The following is an 18,269-nucleotide window of genomic DNA, read 5'->3' as shown; positions in this document are numbered from 1 at the left end:
ATCCCCATGCGCGCATATGCACAGGATTTCCGCATGCCTTCCACCTCCGCCGTCCCCGCCCTCCTGCCCACCTACGCCCCCTATCCCTTCCCGCTGGTGAAGGGCGAGGGCGACCGGGTCTTCGACGACCGGGGCCAGGCCTGGTGGGACTTCTATGGCGGCCACTGCGTGTGCGCCACGGGCCACAGCCATCCCAAGGTGGTGAAGGCCGTGGCGGACCAGGCCGCCTCGCTGCTCTTCTACTCCGCAGCCGCTGCCCTGCCCGTGCGGGACGCCGCCGCCGCGAAGATCACGGCCTTCTCCGGCATGGACTCGGTCTTTTTCTGCAACAGCGGCGCCGAGGCCAACGAGAACGCGCTCAAGGTCGCGCTGCTGCTCACGGGCCGGAAGACGCTGGCCGCCTTCGACGGCGGCTGGCACGGCCGGACCACCCTGGCCCTCTCGGTGACGGACGACCCCAAGATCACCCAGCCCTTCGCCGACAGCCTCACGCCCTGCCTGCGCCTGCCCTTCGGCGACCGGTTGGCCCTCGACGCGGCCGACTTCTCCGACGTGGCCGGCGTCATCCTCGAGCCCATCCAGAGCATGGCCGGCATCAAGACCGCCTCCCGCGAATGGTTCCAGGCCCTGCGGGCCAAGTGCGACGCCAGCGGCACCCTGCTCATCTTCGACGAGATCCAGACGGGCATGGGCCGCATGGGCACGCCCTTCGCCGCCCAGTTCTACGGCGTGCGGCCCGACCTCATGACCTCCGCCAAGGGCCTGGCCTCCGGCGTGCCCATGGCGGCCCTCCTCATGACCACCGCCGTGGCCTCGAAGCTCAAGGGCGGCGACCTGGGCAGCACCTTCGGCGGCGGCCCGCTGGCCTGTGCGGCCCTGCTGGCCACCGTGGACGTCATCGAATCAGAAGGGCTGATGACGCAGGCTTCCGAAGCCGCGGCGCGGCTTCGAAAGGAACTGAAGAGATCTGTGGTCGAGGCGATCCAGGGCGAAGGTCTGCTGCTGGGCCTCCGCACGCCCCATGCCGCCGCCCTCAAGAAGCACCTCATGGCCCAGAACATCCTCCTGGGCGGCTCCGGCGATCCCCAGGTGCTGCGCCTCATGCCTCCCCTCAACGTCAGCGACGCCGCCCTCCAGGCCCTCGTCGCCGCCATCAAGTCCTTCAAGGCTTGAAACCGCGAATGAGGCGAATGTTCGCAAATGAAGGCCTGACGGCTGCCCCTTCCTGAACTGATCTTTCTTTCCGCTTTTCCATTCGCGTGCCTGAAGGGCGATTCGCGCCATTCGCGGTTCCAGTCTTTCCCGAGGTTTCCATGAAGCACTTCACCCGCATCGCCGACCTGGGTCCCGCCGGAGTGGCGGAGATCCTCAAGACCGCCGCCGCCTGGAAGAAGGAACCGCCCGGCGCCATCTTCGCGGACCGCATCCTCGGCATGGTCTTCTTCAACCCCAGCCTGCGGACCCGGGCCAGCTTCGAGGCGGCCATGCTGCGCCACGGCGGCCACGCCATCGTGCTCGAGGTGGGCGCAGGCACCTGGAAGCTGGAGGACCGGGACGGGGCCGTCATGGACCAGGACCGGGCCGAGCACGTCCGCGAGGGCGTGCCCGTGCTGGGCCGCTATGTGGACGCCCTGGCCGTGCGCACCTTCAGCCACGGCGACGGTGACGACATCGACGAGCTGGATCCCATCATCAACGCCTTCCGCCGCTTCAGCACCGTGCCGGTGCTGAGCATGGAGAGCGCCCGGGAGCACCCGCACCAAGGCCTGGCCGACCTCCTCACCATCCAGGAGGCCCATGGCACCACCAAGGTGCCCGTCACCCTCACCTGGGCGCCTCACATGAAGCCCCTGCCCAAGGCCGTGCCCAACTCCTTCCTGCTGACCGCCGCGACCTGCGGGGCGGAGATCCGCGTGGCCCACCCCAAGGGCTACGAGTTGGCGCCGGAAGTGCGGGCCGAGGCGGAGAAGTACGCCGCGGCCACCGGGGGGAAGATCGTCTACACCACGGACCAGGATGCCGCCCTGGAGGGCAGCGCCGCCGTCTACGCCAAGGCCTGGGGCCCCTCCACCACGTCGGGCCTGGAGGCCGCGCCCATGACCGACCTCTCCGCCTGGATGCCCACCGCCGCCCACATGCAGAAGGCCGCCAAGGAAGCCATCTTCACCCACTGCCTGCCCGTGCGCCGGAACCTGGAAGTCCACGACAGCGTCCTGGACGGCCCCTGGAGCCGCGTGGTGGACGAGGCCGAGAACCGCTTCCACGTGCAGCGGGCCACCATCCACCACCTTCTTAACGCCTGATCTCCCGTCCGATCCTGGAGTTTCTGATGCCGCTCTCCCCCAATCCCTATGCCGCCCTCAAGGAAGCCTCCCGCTACGTCCGCCTGTTCCGCGGGAAGACCTTCGTGGTGAAGGTGGGCGGCGAAGTCATCGCCGAGCCCAAGATCCGCAAGGCCTTCTCCGAGCAGATCGCCCTGCTGTGGTCCTTCTCCATCCGGGTGGTGGTGGTGCACGGCGGCGGCGCCGAGCTGGACGCCGTCTGCGAGTCCATGAACATCCCCGTGCAGAAGGTAGCGGGGCGCCGGGTGACGAGCCCCGAGGTGCTGGACGCCGCCAAGATGGTCTTCGCGGGCCAGGTGCACATGGATCTGCTGGCGGAGCTCCAGGCCGCGGGCGTGCCCGCCGTGGGCCTCACGGGCCTCGACGCGGGCCTGCTCAAGGCCACCAAGCGGCCTCCGGTGCCCGTGGTGCCCGACGGCGCCACGGAGCCCCAGCTGGTGGACTACGGCCTGGTGGGCGACATCGACGCCGTGGATCCCCACGTGCTCAGCCACCTGCTCGAGGGAGGCTTCGTGCCCGTGGTGGCGCCGCTTTCCGGGGGGGTGGACGGCGCCATCTACAACACCAACGCCGACACCATCGCCGCCAGCCTGGCCACGGCGCTGGGCGCGGAGAAGCTCTTCTTCCTGCTCTCCGTGCCGGGCCTGCTGAAGGACGTCAAAAAGGCCTCGTCCCTCATCCCCCACGCCACCCTGGACGAGCTGGCCGCCTTCGAGGCCAAGGGCATCATCAGCGGCGGCATGCGGCCCAAGCTCGCGGCCGTGAAGGCGGCCCTCCAGGGAGGCGTCTCCAGCGCCCACCTGGTGAGCGGCGTCGCGCCGGACGGCCTGCTGGCGGAGATCTTCACCAACGAAGGCAGCGGGACGATGATCGTATCGGGGATCGTGCCCGGGATCGCATCGGGCGCCGCCGCGCCCACCGCGGGGACCAAGCCATGAGCCCCGCCGAGCTGCTCACGCTCCTGGTCGGCACGCCCAGCGTGTCCGGCGAGGAGGGCCCCCTCGCGGACCTGGTGCAGAACCTCCTGGCCACCCAGGGCTTCAAGGTCCAGCGCCAGGGGAACAACCTCTGGTTCAGCTTCGGAAAGCCGGGCGGCGCCCGGTTGCTGCTCAACTCCCACCTGGACACCGTGCCGCCCAGCGCCGGCTGGGAAGGCGACCCCTTCACGCCCGTCTGGCACGGCTCCCGGCTCCAGGGCCTGGGTGCCAACGACGCCAAGGGCTGCGTGACCGCCATCCTGCTCGCGGCCTTCGACCTCGCGAAACAGCCCCTCGACGGCGAGGTGGTCGTGGCCCTCACGGCCGAGGAGGAGACCGGCGGCCAGGGCATCGCCACCATCCTCGACCAGCTCGGCCCCTTCGATGGCGCCGTGGTGGGCGAACCCACGGGTCTTCGCATCTGCGCCGCCCAGCGGGGCATGCTCCTCCTGAAGTGCACGGCCCGGGGCCAGAGCGGCCACGTGGCCAACGCCCAGATGCTGGGCGCCGAGAACGCCATCCACAAGGCGGCCCGGGACATCGCCAAGGTCGCGGCCATGGACTTCCCGGCCCATCCGCTGCTGGGCAGCCAGAAGGCCCAGGTCACCCAGATCAGCGGCGGCCTGCGGCGCAACCAGGTGCCCGACGCCTGCGAGTTCTTCATCGACCTCCGCACGGGCCCGGACCAGGACCACGACGCCCTCTGCGCCGACTTCCAGCGGCAGCTGGAGAGCGAGGTCGCCATCCACTCCAAGCGCTACCTGCCCAAGGGCACGGACCCCCAGCACGCCATCGTCCGCGCCGCCCTCCAGGCCGCGAAGAAGGCGGGCCCCGTGGGCTCCGGCACCACCTCGGACTGGGCCTTCCTCGGCGGCATCCCGGCGGTGAAGGCCGGCCCCGGCGACACCTTCCGCAGCCACAGCCCCAACGAATACCTGACCATCCAGGAACTTGAGGCCGGCGCGGATTTCTATGCCAAGCTCGTCCCCGCGTTCTTCAAGATGCAGGTGCCCGCATGAGGCCTGAAGCCACCACCCTCTGGGCGAAGGACATCCCCCTTGATGCGGCCATCCACCGCTTCACCGTGGGCGAGGATCCCGAGACGGACTTGGCCCTCCTGGCCTGGGACGCCCTGGGCAGCGCGGCCCACGCGAAGATGCTGGCCGCCACGGGCCTCATCCCCGAAGCCGATGCCGTCTCGCTGGTCCGCGGCCTGCGGCGCATCGCCAACCTCGCCAAGCAGGGCGCCTTCCCAATCCCGCCCCACATGGAGGACGGCCACACCGCCATCGAGGTGGACCTCACCCGGCACCTGGGCCCCGCGGGCGGGCGCATCCACCTGGCCCGCTCCCGCAACGACCAGGTGATCCTGGCCCTGCGCCTCTACCTTCGGGACAAGCTGGTGCGCCTGGGCCTGCGCGTGGCGGACCTGGCCGAGGGCTTCCTGGCCTTCGCCAAGGCCCACCAGGACACGCCCCTGCCGGGCTACACCCACCTGCGGAGGGCCATGCCCAGCACCTTCGGCCTCTGGGCCACGGCCTTCGCCGAGGGCCTGCTGGAGGAGCTCGAGGCCCTGCAGGGCGTGTACGGCCGCCTGGACCGCTGCCCGCTGGGATCCGCCGCGGGCTTCGGCGTGCCCCTGCCCATCGACCGGGCGCTCACGGCGAAGCTGTTGGGCTTCTCGAAGGTGCAGCGCAGCCCCATCGACGTGCAGAACAGCCGGGGCCGCCATGAGGCCGCCGTGCTCCAGTGGGCCGCCTCCGTGGGCGGTGTGCTGGAGAAGTTCCTGTGGGATGTCTCCCTCTACAGCACCGAGGAGTTCGGCTTCCTCAAGCTGCCGGACGCCTTCACCACGGGCTCGAGCATCATGCCCCAGAAGAAGAATCCGGACGTGGTGGAGCTGGCTCGCGGCCGCTGCCGGGAGCTGCGGGGCGCGGCGGGTCTGGTGGAGCAGCTCGCCTCGGGCCTGCCCTCCAGCTACCACCGGGACTTCCAGCTGCTGAAGCAGCCACTCATCACCGCCCTGCGCCACGCCGAGGACCTCTTCACCGTGCTGACGCCCCTGCTGCCCGCCCTCCAGGTGAAGGCCGAAGCCGCCTCCCAGGCCTCCAGCGACGAGCTCTACGCCGCCCATCAGGCCTACGTCCTCGTGCAACAGGGCCTGCCCTTCCGCGAGGCCTACCGCAAGGTGGCCCAGCAGATCCAGGACGGCACCTTCGCTCCGGACCGCAGCGCCCTCACCGCCACCCACCTGGGCGGCGCCGGCAATCTGGCCCTGGACGCCCTGGAAACCGACCTCGCCGCCGCTCGAGGCTGGATCGAGGCGAAGCAGAACCTCCATGCCCAGGCGGAGGCCGCGCTATGGGCGGGTTAGGGATGATCGCTTCTGTTGTTTCACCGCGGAGAACGCGGAGAGCGCAGAGGAAAACCGGTCTTTCTCCGCGTTCTCTGCGTTCTCCGCGGTTGGCGTTCTTCTTTCACATCATGAAGGGTCTCCCATGAGCAAGCTCGCGGTCCTCGCATTCTCGGGAGGTCTCGACACCTCCTTCTGCGTGCTCTACCTGAAGGAGCAGGGCTACGACGTGGCCACGGTCACGGTGAACACCGGCGGGTTCTCGCCCGAGGAGCTGGCCCGCATCGAGGCCGCCTCGCCCCGCTTGGGCGCCGTGAGCCACACCACGGTGGACGCCCGGACCGGACTCTTCGACGGCTACCTGCGCTACCTGGTCTACGGCAACGTGCTGCGGGGCCAGATGTACCCGCTGTCCGTCTCCGCCGAGCGGGTCTGCCAGGCCAAGGCCGTGGCGGAGCTGGCCAAGGACATGGGCGCCGCCGCCATCGCCCACGGTTCCACGGGCGCGGGTAACGACCAGGTGCGCTTCGACGTGGCCTTCCGCGCCCTGGCGCCCGACCTGGGCCTGCTCACCCCCATCCGCGACCTGGCCCTGTCCCGGGCGGAGGAGATGGCCTACTGCGCCGACCGGGGCGTGATCTTCCCGCCGAAGACGAAGGACTACTCCATCAACGAGGGCATGTGGGGCACCAGCGTGGGCGGCCGCGAGACCCTCGACCCCTGGACCTCCCTGCCCGAGGCGGCCTTCCCCGGCGGCGTCATCGGCACCCTGGCCCCCAAGTCGCTGGTCATCGGCTTCGAGCAGGGCGTGCCCGTCTCCCTGGACGGCAACAGCATGGACCCCGTCACCCTCATCGCCCAGCTCAACGCCGTGGGCCGCCCCTACGGCATCGGCCGGGGCGTGCACCTGGGCGACACCATCCTGGGCATCAAGGGCCGCGTGGGCTTCGACGCCCCGGCGGCGCACCTGCTCATCGGCGCCCACCGGGAGCTGGAGAAGCTGGTGCTCAGCGGCAAGCAGCTCTTCTGGAAGGAGAGCCTCGGCAACCTCTACGGCTCGCTCCTCCACGAGGGCCACTTCTTCGATCCCCTGGCCCGGGACCTGGAGGCCTTCCTCACGTCCAGCCAGGACCGCGTGAGCGGCGAGGTGCGCCTCACCCTGCACCCCCGCGCCTTCGTGGTGGAGGGCGTGCAGTCCCCCTACTCCCTGATGGACCCCCGCATCGCCACCTACGGCGAAGCCAACAAGCTCTGGACCGGCGAGGAGGCCGCCGGCTTCGCCAAGCTCTTCGGCGTCCAGCAGGTTCTGACCCTCAAGGCCAAGCCGAACTGATCCCCCGAATCCATCAGAGGTCCCCATGCGCATCCACGTCGACAAGCTCGCCTCGGTCACCCGCAACCTGCGGCTGGGCCGGACCCTCACCCTCGGGCCGGAGATCCTGCTGGAGGAGGGCTCGGTCATCGCCTGCCGCATCCGCGGCGAGAAGACCACCTACAACCAGCTGGAGGATCCCCACGGGCGCATGAGCACCCTGCATGACGGGGACATCGTCGTGGGGGCCCTGGGCCACCGCAACGCGCTGCAGGGCTACGAGGGCGTCATGCCCGAGTCCCTGAAGCCCGGCGACACGGTGAACCTGCTCAACATGGGCGGCGTGCTCGGCAAGTGCCTCTCCCACAACCCGGACGTGGGCAAGCCCTTCGAGCTGGAGGTGCTGGGCCAGGTGCTCGTCTTCCCCGAGTTCCAGTCCCGCGCCGGCCAGCCTGCCCACATCCGCATGGGCGCCCTCAAGGGCACCAGCCTCTCGCCCCACTGCCCCGTGGTCTACGTGGCCGGCACCTGCATGAACGCGGGCAAGACCGCCGCCGCCTGCGCCGCCATCCGCGTGCTCAGCCGGGCGGGCTACCGCGTGGGCGGCTGCAAGCTCACGGGCGTGTCGCTCATGCGCGACGCCCTGGCCATGCGGGACTACGGCGCGGAGGTGGCCCTGGACTTCACGGATGCCGGCAGTGTCTGCACCGACGCGGACAGCGCCGCCGCCATGTCGCACATCATCTTCTCGGAGCTGGCGACCCACGGCGTGGATGTCATCGTGGCGGAGACCGGCGACGGCATCATGGGCGAGTACGGCGTCCAGTCCATCCTGTCGGACCCGGACCTGAAGGCCCTGGGCGGCGCCTTCCTCCTCTGCGCCAACGACCCCGTGGGCGCGGCGGGTGGCGTCCAGTACCTGAAGTCCGCCTTCGGCATCCAGACGGACCTGGTGGCCGGCCCCGCCACGGACAACCGCGTGGGCGAGCGCTTCATCGCCACCCTCGGCCTCCCCGCCCGCAACGCCCGCGCCGACGCCGACGCCCTCGGCAAGTTCGTCCTCGGCCTCGTCGAGCCCAAGATCTCGGCCAAGGTATGAGCAAGGTTGATGTCCTCATCCTCGGCGCGTCGGGCTACGGCGGGGGGGAGCTGCTGCGCTGGCTCTCGAACCATCCGGCGGTGGCCTCCCTGCGGGGCACGGCGCGCAGCCATGCGGGCAAGCCCTTCCACGCGCAGCATCCGAACCTGCGGGGGCTGGTGGAGGGCACCTTCGAGGCCGCGCCGGATTGGGCGGCCCTGGCCCAGAGCCCGAATCCGGTCCTCTTTTCGGCCCTGCCCCATGGGGAGCTGGGCAAGCTCTGGCCGGAGATCGAGGCCGCGGGGAAGGATCACGACCTGCTGGAGCGCCTCACGGTCATCGACCTCTCCACGGACTTCCGGCTGGATCCCGCCTGGGTCTACGGGCTGGTGGACTGGAAGCCCGAGCGCATGAGGGGCGCCAGGCGCATCGCCAACCCGGGATGTTTCGCCACGGCCCTGCAGCTGGCCCTGCTGCCGCTGGCCGATTGGAAGCCCGCCTTCGTGGCCGTCACGGCAGCCACGGGCTCCTCGGGATCGGGCGCCGCGCCGTCGGACACCACCCACCATCCGACGCGCGCCACGGACTTCCGCGCCTACAAGATGCTCAGCCACCAGCACGAGGCCGAGGTGCTGCGCACCCTGGCGACCGAGGGCTGGGAGGCGCCCCTCAGCTTCGTGCCGCAGAGCGCGCCCATGGTCCGGGGGATCTTCGCCACGGCGCAATTCCCGCTTCCCCCGGGAATGGAAGCAGGGGCCCTTCGGGCCCACTACGAGGAATTCTACAAAGGGCGGTTCTTTGTGCGGATCGTGGACGGCAGCCCGAGGGTGGCGGCCACCACGGGGAGCGCTTTCGCAGATATCGGCGTGGTGGCCAAGGGCGGGCACGGCGCCGTCATGGTGGCTCTCGACAACCTGGGCAAGGGCATGGCCGCCCAGGCCGTGCAGAACCTCAACCTGGCCCTGGGGCTGCCGGAGTGGACGGGGCTGAAGGTGGCGGGGGGCTACCCGGGTTGAGGCATCGAGGACAGCTAGATCGCTTAATAGACAAGACTTCCGGTTGTGGGATGATGATTGACCCTTTCCGGAGCGTCTATGAATCCGTCCCTTCTCACCCGTGAAGCCCTGGGGCAGTTCGCCAGCGCGAGCCGTGCGGCCTTCGAGGCGGAGCTGAAGACCCTGGTGGAGATCCCCTCCATCAGCGCCGATCCGGCCCGCCAGGGCGATGTGCGGCGCGTGGCCGAGGCCGCGCGGGCGCTCTTCGAGCGGCACGGAGGCAAGGCCGAGATCCTGGAGACCAGCGGCAACCCGCTCATCCACGGCTGGTTCGGGGAGGATCCGAGCTGCTCGACCATCACGGTCTACAACCACATGGACGTCCAGCCCGCCAACGAGCCCGAGTGGACGGCGGAGCCCTTCACCTTCGTGGTGGACGGCGACACCTACCGGGGCCGCGGCAGCACGGACGACAAGGGCCCGGCCGTCACGGCCTTCTTCGGCGCCCTGGCGGCCCGGAAGGCGGGCGTGCCCCTCAACATCCACTTCCTGTGGGAGACCGAGGAGGAGATCGGCTCCCCCAGCTTCGAGGGCGGCCTGAACCGCCACAGGGACCGCCTGAAGACCGACGCCATCGTGGTGAGCGACACGGTCTGGATCACCCGGGGCAAGCCCAGCACCCCGGCGGGCCTCCGCGGCCTCAAGGGCTTCCGCCTGACGCTGGAGACGGCGGATCACGACCTGCACAGCGGCGTGGTGGGCGGCGCGGCGCGCAACCCCCTGGCCGAGCTCATCAAGGTGGTCGCCGCCATGATGGACGGCGAGACCGGCAAGGTGAAGATCCCCGGCTTCTACGACGAAGTGGTGAAGCCCTCCAAGCAGGAGCTGGAGGAGTGGGCCCACGCGGGCTTCAGTGTGGAGACCTTCAAGAAGGACCACATGATCACCGGCATGCGTACGGAGGATCCCATCAAGGTCATGAAGCGCGTGTGGGGCCGGCCCACCATGGAGGTCCACGGCGTCGTGGGCGGCTACACGGGCCCCGGCATCAAGAGCGCCGTGCCCCCCCGGGCCGAGGTGAAGCTCTCCTGCCGCCTGGTGCCCGACATGGACGAGGCGAAGACCATCGAGCGCATCCGCGCCTTCGTGAACGAGCACTTCCCCGACGTGCAGTTCCACGAAGAGCACGGCCTCGCCCCCTTCAAGGGCCACGTCACCGGCCCCTACGCCGAGGCCATCAAGGACGCCTACCGCTTCGCCTTCGACGCCCCCTGCTCCTTCACCCGCGAGGGCGGCAGCATCGGCGCCGTGAAGACCATGGAGGACATCCTGGGCTGCGAGGTGTTCTTCCTGGGCCTCAGCCTCCCCAGCCACGGCTACCACGCCCCCAACGAAAACTACGACTGGGAGCAGGCCTCGGGTGGCATCGCGGCGTTCGCCCACTACTTCGAGACGGTGAGCGGGTTCAAGAGCTGAAATCGTTCCCTGTGCAGAAGCGGGGGGCCGGGCCCCGCGGGGGGGGGTGGGCGGGGCCCCCCCCCCCCGGCGCCCCCCCCCCCCCCCCCGCCCCCCCCCCCCCCCCGCTTCTGCGTACCAGGTCTCACCAGAGGGCTGCCACCGGCGCCTCCTGGAAGACGGGCCTCGGTCCGGGGCGCCGTCCGCCCTCCCGGTAGATCGCCTGGATCGCCGACAGGTAGGGCCTCGCCGCGGGATCGTAGGTGACCGTGATGGGGCCCGGCCGCCCCGGGGGGCCGTCTTGTCCATCCAGGCCACTCCGGCCGTCGCTTCCGCTCAGGCCATTGGGCGATCCCAGGCCCCCGGATCCGCCCCGTCCCCCGCGGCCCCCTCGGCCCCCGGACCCGCCGGGCCCGCCCTCGGCCTTGATCTGGAGCGTCCCTCCGAGGGGATCCACCAGGAAGTACTTCACCACCTGGCCCCCCTCGGCCCGCACCTGCAGGAGGGGGCGGGGCCCCGGGCGGAGGGCCACCTGGACCAGGACCGGAGGGGCGTCGCCCCCGGCTCCCCCGTCCGAGCCGTCGCTGCCGGTCCCCCCATCGGACCCGTTCCCGCCTGGCGAGGGATTGTCGGAATCGAAGGATCCCATGGCGCCGCTCATCCCATCCGACCCGCTCAGCCCATCCAGGCCCGAGGCGCCTGCCGAGCCCGAGAAGGTCGCCACGAAGGCCTGGTCGTAGCGGATCTGGAGGTCCGCCTCCGCCCGCAGCCCGGGATGGCTGGGCACCGTCACCACCACGTGCGGGGTCCTTCCGTCGCTGAGGCGCGGATCCGCGGGGAGGGTCAGCCGCCCCCGGCGCCCCACCTCGACCACCGAGGCCTCCACCCGCAGCTCCTCCCAGCGCACCTTGCCCTTCCCCTCGCCTTCGGACAGCAGGCGGGTGCCATCGGGCTCCGTGAGTTCCACCACGAGGGGAAGCGACTCCCCGGGGGCGATGCTCTGGCCCTTCGGGAACCGGCACGCCAGGCTGACGACCTGGACCTTGTCCAGACGCGCCCGCCAGCCAAGCCACACCTGCAGGCGCGCGCATCCCGGAACCAGGAGGAGGGGGAGACTCAGCAGGACCACGGATGCGCGCATGGCGACCTCGGATTGGGAAGGAACCATCCCTTGGGTTGTTGCAGCATTCGAGGGGGGAAACCCTCCGGCGGTTGAACCGGACCTAGAAGGTCCCCTGCACCAGCCCTCCGTCCACCAGCAGGCTCTGGCCGGTGACGTAGCTCGCGGGCTGGCCGCAGAGGAAGGCGATGACGGCGCCGACCTCCCCGGGGTCGCCAATGCGGGCGGCGGGGATGGCGGCGGCGGTGCGGGCGTAGTACTCGTCCATGGAGATGCCCTCGGCGGCGGAGCGCAGCTCGGCCAGGTGGACCTGGCGGTCGGTCATCACGTGGCCGGGCAGGACGGCGTTCACCGTGATCCCGTCCGCGGCGGTCTCCTGGGCCAGGGTGCGGGTGAGGCCCGAGAGGCCGGCCCGCAGCGTCGAGCTGATGGTGAGCAGGGGCGCGGGCTGCTTGGCCACCAGGCTGGTGATGTGGACGATGCGCCCCCACCGGGCCGCCCGCATGCCGGGCAGCACGAGCCGCGAGAGGCGCACCACGTTCATGAGCGTGGACTCCACCCCGGCGGCCCAGTCGTCGTCGGAAAGCCCCGAGAATCCGGCCGCCTTGGGCCCGCCCGTGTTGGTCACCAGGATCTCCACGGGGCCCAGGGCCACCGCCGTGGCCTGGTGCCAGCGGGCCAGGTCCTCGGCCTTCGCCACGTCCGCGGCGAGGGCCAGGGCGGGCACGCCCAGGGCCTCCAGCTCGGCCTTCACCGCCGCCAGGGCCTCGCCGCCCCGGCCGCAGACCGACACGGCGCAGCCCTCCGCCGCCAGGGCCAGGGCCGTGGCGCGGCCCAGCCCCTTGCTGCCGGCCGCCACCATGGCCACCTTGCCGCGAATGCCGAGATCCATGGGTTCCTCCTGGGCTACCGGGATGGGGGTGGTGTCGGGTTTCCGGGAAGCAGGGGGGCGGGCGCGGCCGGTTCGGCGCGCCGGGGCGCGGCGGGCGGCGGGCAGCCCTGGGCCTGACCCAGACCTTTGAGGTAGGCTCGCCGGGTCAGGCCCGCGGCCACGGCCTCGGCCACCAGCCGGGAGTGGCGCTCGGCGCCGCTCAGTTTCCGCACCCAGCCCCGGAAGGGGATGAGGCCCTCGGTGGTATGGCGCACGGCGCCCACGGCCGCGCCGCTGGCCTCGGCCCGCCCGCGTTCGCCCAGGCTCGGGTCCGTCGCCGGCGGGGCGTCCAGGTCCGGCGGCAGGACCGCGTCCAGCTGCCGCACCTCCGCCACCAGCCCGGCGCAGGTGGGATCCGCCGGCGGTCCGTAGGGGGCCTTCTGGGCCGCCAGCAGGATGGGCGGGATCTTGGCGCGCACCAGGTTGAGGTCGCCCAGGGGCGCTGTGGCGGCGCCGGAGAGCCCCCCGGTTTCGGGCTTGGCGCAGCCGGAGAGCGCCAGCATGGCTGAGAGGACCAGCAGGGCGGCGACCGGGAAGAGGGCGGGCTTCATGGCGCCCAGCATACCGGCTCAGCGATTCGGATGCCCCCTGATGGCCCCCGATGGCTCTCGGCACGCCACTGCTACCCTCGGAGGATGCCCGCCCTGGAACTGGCCTCCCTCACCAAACGCTTCGGCGGCAAGACGGCCGTCGACGGCCTCAGCCTCGCCCTGGAACCCGGTGCCTTCCTGGGCCTGCTGGGCCGCAACGGCGCCGGGAAGAGCACGACGCTGAAGATGGTCACGGGCCTGCTGAAGCCCACGTCGGGCAGCATCCGCGTGCTGGGCCTGGACCTGGAGGCCGATCCCCTGGCGGTGAAGCGCCAGATCGGCGCCATGCCCGAGGACATGGCCCTCCTCGACATGCTCACGGGCCCCCAGTACCTGCGCTTCGTGGGGCGGATGTACGGCATGCCGGACGCCCTCATCGACGGCCGCCGGGAGGAGCTGTTCGACGCCCTGGACCTGGCGCCCGGCCCCAAGACCCTCATTGCGGACTACAGCTTCGGCATGAAGAAGAAGGTGGCCCTCTGCGCCGCCCTGATCCACGGGCCCCAGGTCGTGTTCCTGGACGAGCCCTTCGAAGGCATCGACCCCGTCACCAGCCGCACCATCAAGGACATCCTCCAGAGCCTGCAGCAGCGCGGCGTGACGCTGGTGCTCACCAGCCACATCCTCGAGGTGGTGGAGAAGCTCTGCCCCCTCATCGCCATCCTGGACGAGGGCCGGCTCAAGGGCTTCGGCCCCCTGGACGAGCTGCGCCGCGGCGGCGAGAGCCTGGAGCAGCTCTTCGTCGATCTGGTGGGCGGCGGGCAGAAGGGGGCGCTCTCGTGGCTGTGAAGGTAGGCCTCAGGCCTCAGTCCTCTGGCCTCAGGAAGAGCGGAGTGACGTCATGGTCGTAGGAGCCTTCCGCGCCCTGCTGGCGGCCCACGGGCAGGCCACCTGGAACCGCTCGGCCCGGGAGCTGGGCCGGCAGGGGGCGTGGGTGCTGGTCCTGGTGGTGGGGATCCTCGCCGCCTTCGCCGCCGTGGGCCTGGTCCTGGGCGGCGGGGCCCTGGGCTGGCTGCTGGGCAGTCGTCTCGACCGGCCCATCGCCGCCACCGTCCTGGGCGCCGTGCTCGCCTTCTTCGGTTTCGGCGGCGGCCTCATCGGCGGCGTGCTGGGCGGGGCCCGCGAGCTGGCCTGGGAGGCCTACCGGGGCTTCCCCCTGCGCCTGCGCACCCTCTACCTGGCGGAGCTGACGGCGGGCCTGGTGGACATGCTGCCGCTGACCATGGGCCTGGCCCTGACCGGCCTGCTGCTGGGCATCGGCCTGGCCGCGCCCCGGACCCTGATTCTGGTGCCCCTCGTTCTTCTCGAGACGCTGCTGATGATGCTGGCCCTCCAGCTCCTCGTGGGCGGACTGGCCTCGGCACTGGTGAAGCGCCTCCGCGTGGCCCTGACGGCGCTGGCCATCCTGGCCTGGCTGGGCTCCACCCTGATGTCCCCGGGCCTGTCGAAGCGCGGTCCGAGTGCCGCTGCCAGGTCTGGGGCCCGGCCCATCCAGGCCGCCCAGATCCAGAAGGTCCAGGCCCTGGGCCGGGGCGCGGCCCGGGTCCTCGAGGCCCTGCCCACCCACGGCGCCGCCCGGAGCCTGGCGGAAGCGCGAGCGGGGCACTGGGGCGCGGCCCTGGCCCTGCACCTCTATCCCCTGGCCCTGCTGGCCCTGGTGATGGTCCTGGGGGCGCGGATCATGGCGCGGGAGGCAAGCGGCACCTCGGTGGCCCCGCAGACCCGCGGCCCCGACCGCCTCTGGAGCTTCCGCCATCCCGCGGAAGGCCTCGGCAGGCTCCACTTCCAGACGATCATGCGCAGCCACCTGGGCCGCTTCGCCTTCCTCATGCCCCTCATGACCGTGGTGCTGCTGAAGGGCCCCTTCGCCCAGTTCAAGCCGAACCCGCTCTGGACCGTACCCGCGGCCTTCGCCTACCTGTCCCTGGTGGCCAACAACTTCGTGTTCAACCAGTTCGGGCTGGACCGGCACGGCGTGAAGGGCCTGCTACTCCTGCCCGTGGGCCCGGAGGACCTGCTCAAGGGGAAGCTGCTGGGCCTGGCCGCGCACCAGGGGCTCCAGGCGCTGGTACTGGCCGGCCTGCTGATGCTGCTGGACCACGCGGGCCCCATCCCCCTCCTGGGCGGCATGCTGCTCATGGGCTGCATCTTCCTGGCCCAGACCGCCGTGGGGCAGTGGACCTCCACCTGGGCGCCGCGGCCCATGGCCATGGACAGCCTCAAGAACAACAGCATGCCCTTCGCCCTGGGCCTGCTGAGCATGGGCACCTCGGCTTTCTGGGCGGGCCTCTTCGGCGGGGCCTACGCGCTGCTGGCCTGGATCTCGCCGCGGCTGCTGGTGCCGGGCATGGCGCTGCTCTTCGGGCTGGTGCTCACGGCCCACCTGCTGCTGCTGCCCGCCGCGGCCGCGGCCCTGGACCGCCGCCGGGAGAAGCTGGTGGAGGCCCTGGGATGAACCCCGAGGCCCTGCGTCTCGCCGCGGAGCTGGGGGGGAGTGTGCTCTCGGCGCCCGGCAGCAGCCTCATCCTGGTGGAGCGCATCCAGGGCCACGGCCTGCCCCAGGTGCTGGTGCTGGGGCGGACAGCAGAGGATCTGCGCGAGCCTCTGGCGGCCGCCGATGCTGTCCAGGCCCGGGGCCTGCCCCTGAACCTGCTGGGCCTCGTGCCCGTGCCCGGCAGCGATCTGGCCACCGCCCTGGACCTGCACCGCCGCCGCCTGGGCGCCCTGGTGGCGGCCCTGGACGCGGGCCTGCCCTGGCTGGACGGCAAGCCCATGCTGGTCCGGCGCCTGCCGGGCCGCATCGCGCGCGATCTTCCCGTGGCCCTGCCCAAGGCGCCCATGGGCCCCCTGGAGAAGGCGGAGCTGAAGGGCTTCCTGGCGGACTGGGACAAGGCCGACCGCAAGCGGATCTTCCGCCGGCCCGAGTGGCGGGAGGCGCCGGATCACCCCGAACACGGCGGCTTCGAGATGGACCTCTGGCCCGGCGTGCCCCTGCCTGACGGCGCCGAGCTGCGGGTGCCGCCCCTGGTGCTGCCCGAGGCCACGGCCCTCACGGACGCCCTGCGCGCGGCCCTGCGCGCGGCCACCGGCCAGCCCGTCCCCTTCCTGCCCCTGCCCGGCGACCCCGCGCCCCTCCACGCCCTGCGCAGGCTCACGCCGGAAGCCACGGCCTTCCGTGGTCCAGCTCGCGCCTGGGAGCTGGCCTTCGAAGGCCTCTCCCGCCTGCCCGCGCCACCGCACTTCTGCGCGCGCTGCTGAACGGGGAGCGTCAACCCTAAAAGATCAAACCGCGAATGACGCGAATGGGCGCGAATCGCGGCGGGGATGGACCGCCTGGGCCTTCGGCCCCCAGTCGCGCGAGGCGCGGCTGGCCACACGCGGGGCGGGTCCGGCAGCCTTCAGGAGCTGACATGCCCGCCCCGCGTGTGGAGGCGGAAGCAGGATCGTTCGCCATTCGCGCGCCCGCAGGGCGATTCGCGTCATTCGCGGTTCCCAGCTTTTCTGGATGAATCAGGCTGATCGCCAGGAAGGTGTGTCTGCCACCGATTTCGCCGATGACGCTGATGGCGGCTCGGATGGGGCCCGCCTTCGCTCTAGAATCCAGGAAAGCCTTCCCCCCGCAGCCTCATCCCCGGAAGCCCCATGCCCGACCGCATCGGCAAGTTCGAGATCCTCCGCACCCTGGGCCAGGGGGCCATGGGCGAGGTGTTCCTGGCGCGGGACACGACGCTGGGGCGCGAGGTGGCCCTCAAGACCATCCGGCCCCAGGCGGACGCCGAGGCCCTGGGCGATCTGAAAGCCCGCTTCGCGCGGGAGGCCCAGTCCGCCGCGGGGCTGCACCACCCGAACGTGGTAACCATCTACGAGTTCGGCGAGGCGGACGGGCTGCTCTACTTCGCCATGGAGGTGGTGGAGGGCCCCAGCCTGGAGAGCCTCCTGCGCCGCCAGGCCCTGGCGCCCCGGGCCTTCCTGGAGGCCATGGCCCAGGTCTGCGACGGCCTCCAGGCCGCCCATCAGAAGGGCATCGTCCATCGAGATATCAAGCCCGCCAACATCATGATCGCCCGCGAAGGCGAGCGGCCCGTGGCCAAGATCCTGGACTTCGGCGTGGCGAAATCCCTGGGCCAGGAGGCCACCCAGACGGGCATGGTGGTGGGCACCCTCGCCTACATGGCCCCCGAGTACCTGAGCCGGGGCCAGGCCACGCCCTCCGCCGACCTCTTCGCCGTGGGCGTCATCCTCTACGAGGGCCTGGCGGGGCACCGCCCCTTCCAGGGCGACACCAACGGCTCGCTCATCTACTGCATCCTCAACGAGCCCACCCCCGACCTGGACATCGAGGCCCTCGACGGCCTGAACCCCGCCCTGCGGGACCTGGTGACCCGGGCCCTGGCCAAGGATCCCCTGGAGCGCTTCGGCTCCGCGAAGGAGCTGGGCGAGGCCCTGCGCGCCGCCCTGGATCCCGCCTGGCGCCCCCAAGACCAGCCCACCGTGGCCCTGCCTCACCCCGCCAAGGTCGCGCCCCGGCGCCGCGGGGCCTGGGCCCTGGGGCTGGCGGGCCTGCTGGCCGCGGGTGGCGCCGCCTGGTGGGCCCTGCGCCCGGCCCCGCCGAGGAACGCCGCCCTGGACGACGCCGCCCTCAAGGGGGCCGAGGCCCTGGTGGACAGCGACCCCCTCAGCGCCCTGCGCATCATCCGCGACGTGCTGGCCCAAGCCCCGCCCGGCCAGCGGGTGGACCCCGACGCCCTGGCCCTCCTGCTGGTGGTCCAGTACCGCGCCAAGGACCTGGAAGGCTTCCTCGCCACCCTCAAGGATGCCGAGGCTAGACACGTCCCCGCCACCGACCTCCTCCAGAACCGCCGCTACAAAGCCATGCTCACCCAGGACCGCAAGGCCGGGCGGCTGCCGGCGGAGCTGAGGGCGAGGCTGCTGAAGGGGGAGTACGGGGCGTGAGTCATTGACGGGAGGGCCCTACCGTTCGGGGCGGAGTTTCGACCGTTTGAACGATCTCTCTTGAAGATACAAGACCAGTGTGTCTCCATGGGAAGCACCTAAGGTCCTTCTCTCTGTCGAGTGTTAAGGCAACCTCTCTCTTCGGTTGCCCTAGCGTGTCGCC

Annotated in this window: 16 protein-coding genes; 13 read left to right on the top strand and 3 right to left on the bottom strand. The window is 71.3% G+C overall.

Annotated features, from left to right (window positions below; all coding sequences use genetic code 11):
* Positions 1-33 precede the first annotated feature (33 nt).
* The 9 genes from MLE64_RS08775 (at position 34) to MLE64_RS08735 (ending at position 10,533) form a co-directional block, all read left to right on the top strand.
* Entirely contained in the window at positions 34-1,173 is a 1,140-nt protein-coding gene (locus MLE64_RS08775) for an aspartate aminotransferase family protein (protein WP_243317384.1), read from the top strand.
* Positions 1,174-1,313: 140 nt separating this feature from the next.
* Positions 1,314-2,303 (top strand): N-acetylornithine carbamoyltransferase, encoded by a 990-nt coding sequence (locus MLE64_RS08770; RefSeq protein ID WP_243317383.1) that lies wholly within the window; start codon positions 1,314-1,316, stop codon positions 2,301-2,303.
* 26 nt (positions 2,304-2,329) lie between these two features.
* Positions 2,330-3,280, top strand: a complete 951-nt coding sequence (argB, locus tag MLE64_RS08765) for an acetylglutamate kinase (RefSeq protein ID WP_243317382.1) — start codon at positions 2,330-2,332, stop codon at positions 3,278-3,280.
* Complete coding sequence (locus tag MLE64_RS08760) at positions 3,277-4,338, top strand: M20/M25/M40 family metallo-hydrolase (protein WP_243317381.1); 1,062 nt, start codon at positions 3,277-3,279, stop codon at positions 4,336-4,338. Before argB ends, MLE64_RS08760 begins: the two co-directional genes overlap by 4 nt.
* Positions 4,335-5,693: an argininosuccinate lyase gene (argH, locus tag MLE64_RS08755; RefSeq protein WP_243317380.1), complete on the top strand. Its 1,359-nt coding sequence runs from the start codon at positions 4,335-4,337 to the stop codon at positions 5,691-5,693. Before MLE64_RS08760 ends, argH begins: the two co-directional genes overlap by 4 nt.
* Positions 5,694-5,817: 124 nt before the next feature.
* Positions 5,818-7,005, top strand: coding sequence for an argininosuccinate synthase (gene argG, locus MLE64_RS08750; protein ID WP_243317379.1), 1,188 nt, complete (start codon positions 5,818-5,820; stop codon positions 7,003-7,005).
* Positions 7,006-7,030: 25 nt separating this feature from the next.
* Positions 7,031-8,083 carry a hypothetical protein gene (locus MLE64_RS08745; RefSeq protein ID WP_243317378.1) on the top strand — a complete coding sequence of 351 codons (1,053 nt, stop codon included), beginning with the start codon at positions 7,031-7,033 and terminating at the stop codon, positions 8,081-8,083.
* Positions 8,080-9,078 carry an N-acetyl-gamma-glutamyl-phosphate reductase gene (gene argC / locus MLE64_RS08740; RefSeq protein WP_243317377.1) on the top strand — a complete coding sequence of 333 codons (999 nt, stop codon included), beginning with the start codon at positions 8,080-8,082 and terminating at the stop codon, positions 9,076-9,078. Before MLE64_RS08745 ends, argC begins: the two co-directional genes overlap by 4 nt.
* A gap of 78 nt (positions 9,079-9,156) precedes the next feature.
* On the top strand, positions 9,157-10,533 hold the full coding sequence (locus MLE64_RS08735; RefSeq protein ID WP_243317376.1) for a M20/M25/M40 family metallo-hydrolase: 1,377 nt from the start codon (positions 9,157-9,159) through the stop codon (positions 10,531-10,533).
* 124 nt (positions 10,534-10,657) lie between these two features.
* Here the strand turns inward: MLE64_RS08735 and MLE64_RS08730 are convergent, their stop codons facing one another.
* The 3 genes from MLE64_RS08730 to MLE64_RS08720 all read right to left on the bottom strand — a co-directional run bounded on the left by MLE64_RS08730 (position 10,658) and on the right by MLE64_RS08720 (position 13,126).
* Complete coding sequence (locus MLE64_RS08730) at positions 10,658-11,653, bottom strand: hypothetical protein (RefSeq protein ID WP_243317375.1); 996 nt, start codon at positions 11,651-11,653, stop codon at positions 10,658-10,660.
* Between the two features lie 82 nt (positions 11,654-11,735).
* Positions 11,736-12,524 (bottom strand): SDR family oxidoreductase, encoded by a 789-nt coding sequence (locus MLE64_RS08725; protein WP_243317374.1) that lies wholly within the window; start codon positions 12,522-12,524, stop codon positions 11,736-11,738.
* A 14-nt stretch (positions 12,525-12,538) separates the two neighbouring features.
* Positions 12,539-13,126 (bottom strand): hypothetical protein, encoded by a 588-nt coding sequence (locus tag MLE64_RS08720; RefSeq protein WP_243317373.1) that lies wholly within the window; start codon positions 13,124-13,126, stop codon positions 12,539-12,541.
* Between the two features lie 72 nt (positions 13,127-13,198).
* Between MLE64_RS08720 and MLE64_RS08715 the strand changes: the two genes are divergently transcribed.
* The 4 genes from MLE64_RS08715 to MLE64_RS08700 all read left to right on the top strand — a co-directional run bounded on the left by MLE64_RS08715 (position 13,199) and on the right by MLE64_RS08700 (position 18,106).
* Complete coding sequence (locus tag MLE64_RS08715) at positions 13,199-13,942, top strand: ABC transporter ATP-binding protein (RefSeq protein WP_243317372.1); 744 nt, start codon at positions 13,199-13,201, stop codon at positions 13,940-13,942.
* Positions 13,943-13,994: 52 nt separating this feature from the next.
* Positions 13,995-15,608: a hypothetical protein gene (locus MLE64_RS08710; RefSeq protein WP_243317371.1), complete on the top strand. Its 1,614-nt coding sequence runs from the start codon at positions 13,995-13,997 to the stop codon at positions 15,606-15,608.
* On the top strand, positions 15,605-16,411 hold the full coding sequence (locus tag MLE64_RS08705; RefSeq protein WP_243317370.1) for a hypothetical protein: 807 nt from the start codon (positions 15,605-15,607) through the stop codon (positions 16,409-16,411). Before MLE64_RS08710 ends, MLE64_RS08705 begins: the two co-directional genes overlap by 4 nt.
* A 384-nt stretch (positions 16,412-16,795) precedes the next feature.
* Positions 16,796-18,106, top strand: coding sequence for a serine/threonine-protein kinase (locus MLE64_RS08700; RefSeq protein ID WP_243317369.1), 1,311 nt, complete (start codon positions 16,796-16,798; stop codon positions 18,104-18,106).
* The last annotated feature ends 163 nt before the right edge of the window (positions 18,107-18,269 follow it).

It is taken from the genome of Geothrix paludis, from assembly GCF_022808815.1.
In the GTDB taxonomy this organism is placed as follows: Bacteria; Acidobacteriota; Holophagae; order Holophagales; family Holophagaceae; genus Geothrix; species Geothrix paludis.
The sequence above is the reverse complement of the archived record's forward strand: the minus strand, read 5'-3'. Positions and strand labels throughout refer to the sequence as shown.

Excerpts from the sequence above, each read along its gene's own strand:
- MLE64_RS08775 (WP_243317384.1), top strand. The coding sequence starts at position 34 with ATGCCTTCCACCTCCGCCGTCCCCGCCCTCCTGCCCACCTACGCCCCC.
- MLE64_RS08770 (WP_243317383.1), top strand. The coding sequence starts at position 1,314 with ATGAAGCACTTCACCCGCATCGCCGACCTGGGTCCCGCCGGAGTGGCG.
- argB (WP_243317382.1), top strand. The coding sequence starts at position 2,330 with ATGCCGCTCTCCCCCAATCCCTATGCCGCCCTCAAGGAAGCCTCCCGC.
- MLE64_RS08760 (WP_243317381.1), top strand. The coding sequence starts at position 3,277 with ATGAGCCCCGCCGAGCTGCTCACGCTCCTGGTCGGCACGCCCAGCGTG.
- argH (WP_243317380.1), top strand. The coding sequence starts at position 4,335 with ATGAGGCCTGAAGCCACCACCCTCTGGGCGAAGGACATCCCCCTTGAT.
- argG (WP_243317379.1), top strand. The coding sequence starts at position 5,818 with ATGAGCAAGCTCGCGGTCCTCGCATTCTCGGGAGGTCTCGACACCTCC.
- MLE64_RS08745 (WP_243317378.1), top strand. The coding sequence starts at position 7,031 with ATGCGCATCCACGTCGACAAGCTCGCCTCGGTCACCCGCAACCTGCGG.
- argC (WP_243317377.1), top strand. The coding sequence starts at position 8,080 with ATGAGCAAGGTTGATGTCCTCATCCTCGGCGCGTCGGGCTACGGCGGG.
- MLE64_RS08735 (WP_243317376.1), top strand. The coding sequence starts at position 9,157 with ATGAATCCGTCCCTTCTCACCCGTGAAGCCCTGGGGCAGTTCGCCAGC.
- MLE64_RS08730 (WP_243317375.1), bottom strand. The coding sequence starts at position 11,653 with ATGCGCGCATCCGTGGTCCTGCTGAGTCTCCCCCTCCTCCTGGTTCCG.
- MLE64_RS08725 (WP_243317374.1), bottom strand. The coding sequence starts at position 12,524 with ATGGATCTCGGCATTCGCGGCAAGGTGGCCATGGTGGCGGCCGGCAGC.
- MLE64_RS08720 (WP_243317373.1), bottom strand. The coding sequence starts at position 13,126 with ATGCTGGGCGCCATGAAGCCCGCCCTCTTCCCGGTCGCCGCCCTGCTG.
- MLE64_RS08715 (WP_243317372.1), top strand. The coding sequence starts at position 13,199 with ATGCCCGCCCTGGAACTGGCCTCCCTCACCAAACGCTTCGGCGGCAAG.
- MLE64_RS08710 (WP_243317371.1), top strand. The coding sequence starts at position 13,995 with ATGGTCGTAGGAGCCTTCCGCGCCCTGCTGGCGGCCCACGGGCAGGCC.
- MLE64_RS08705 (WP_243317370.1), top strand. The coding sequence starts at position 15,605 with ATGAACCCCGAGGCCCTGCGTCTCGCCGCGGAGCTGGGGGGGAGTGTG.
- MLE64_RS08700 (WP_243317369.1), top strand. The coding sequence starts at position 16,796 with ATGCCCGACCGCATCGGCAAGTTCGAGATCCTCCGCACCCTGGGCCAG.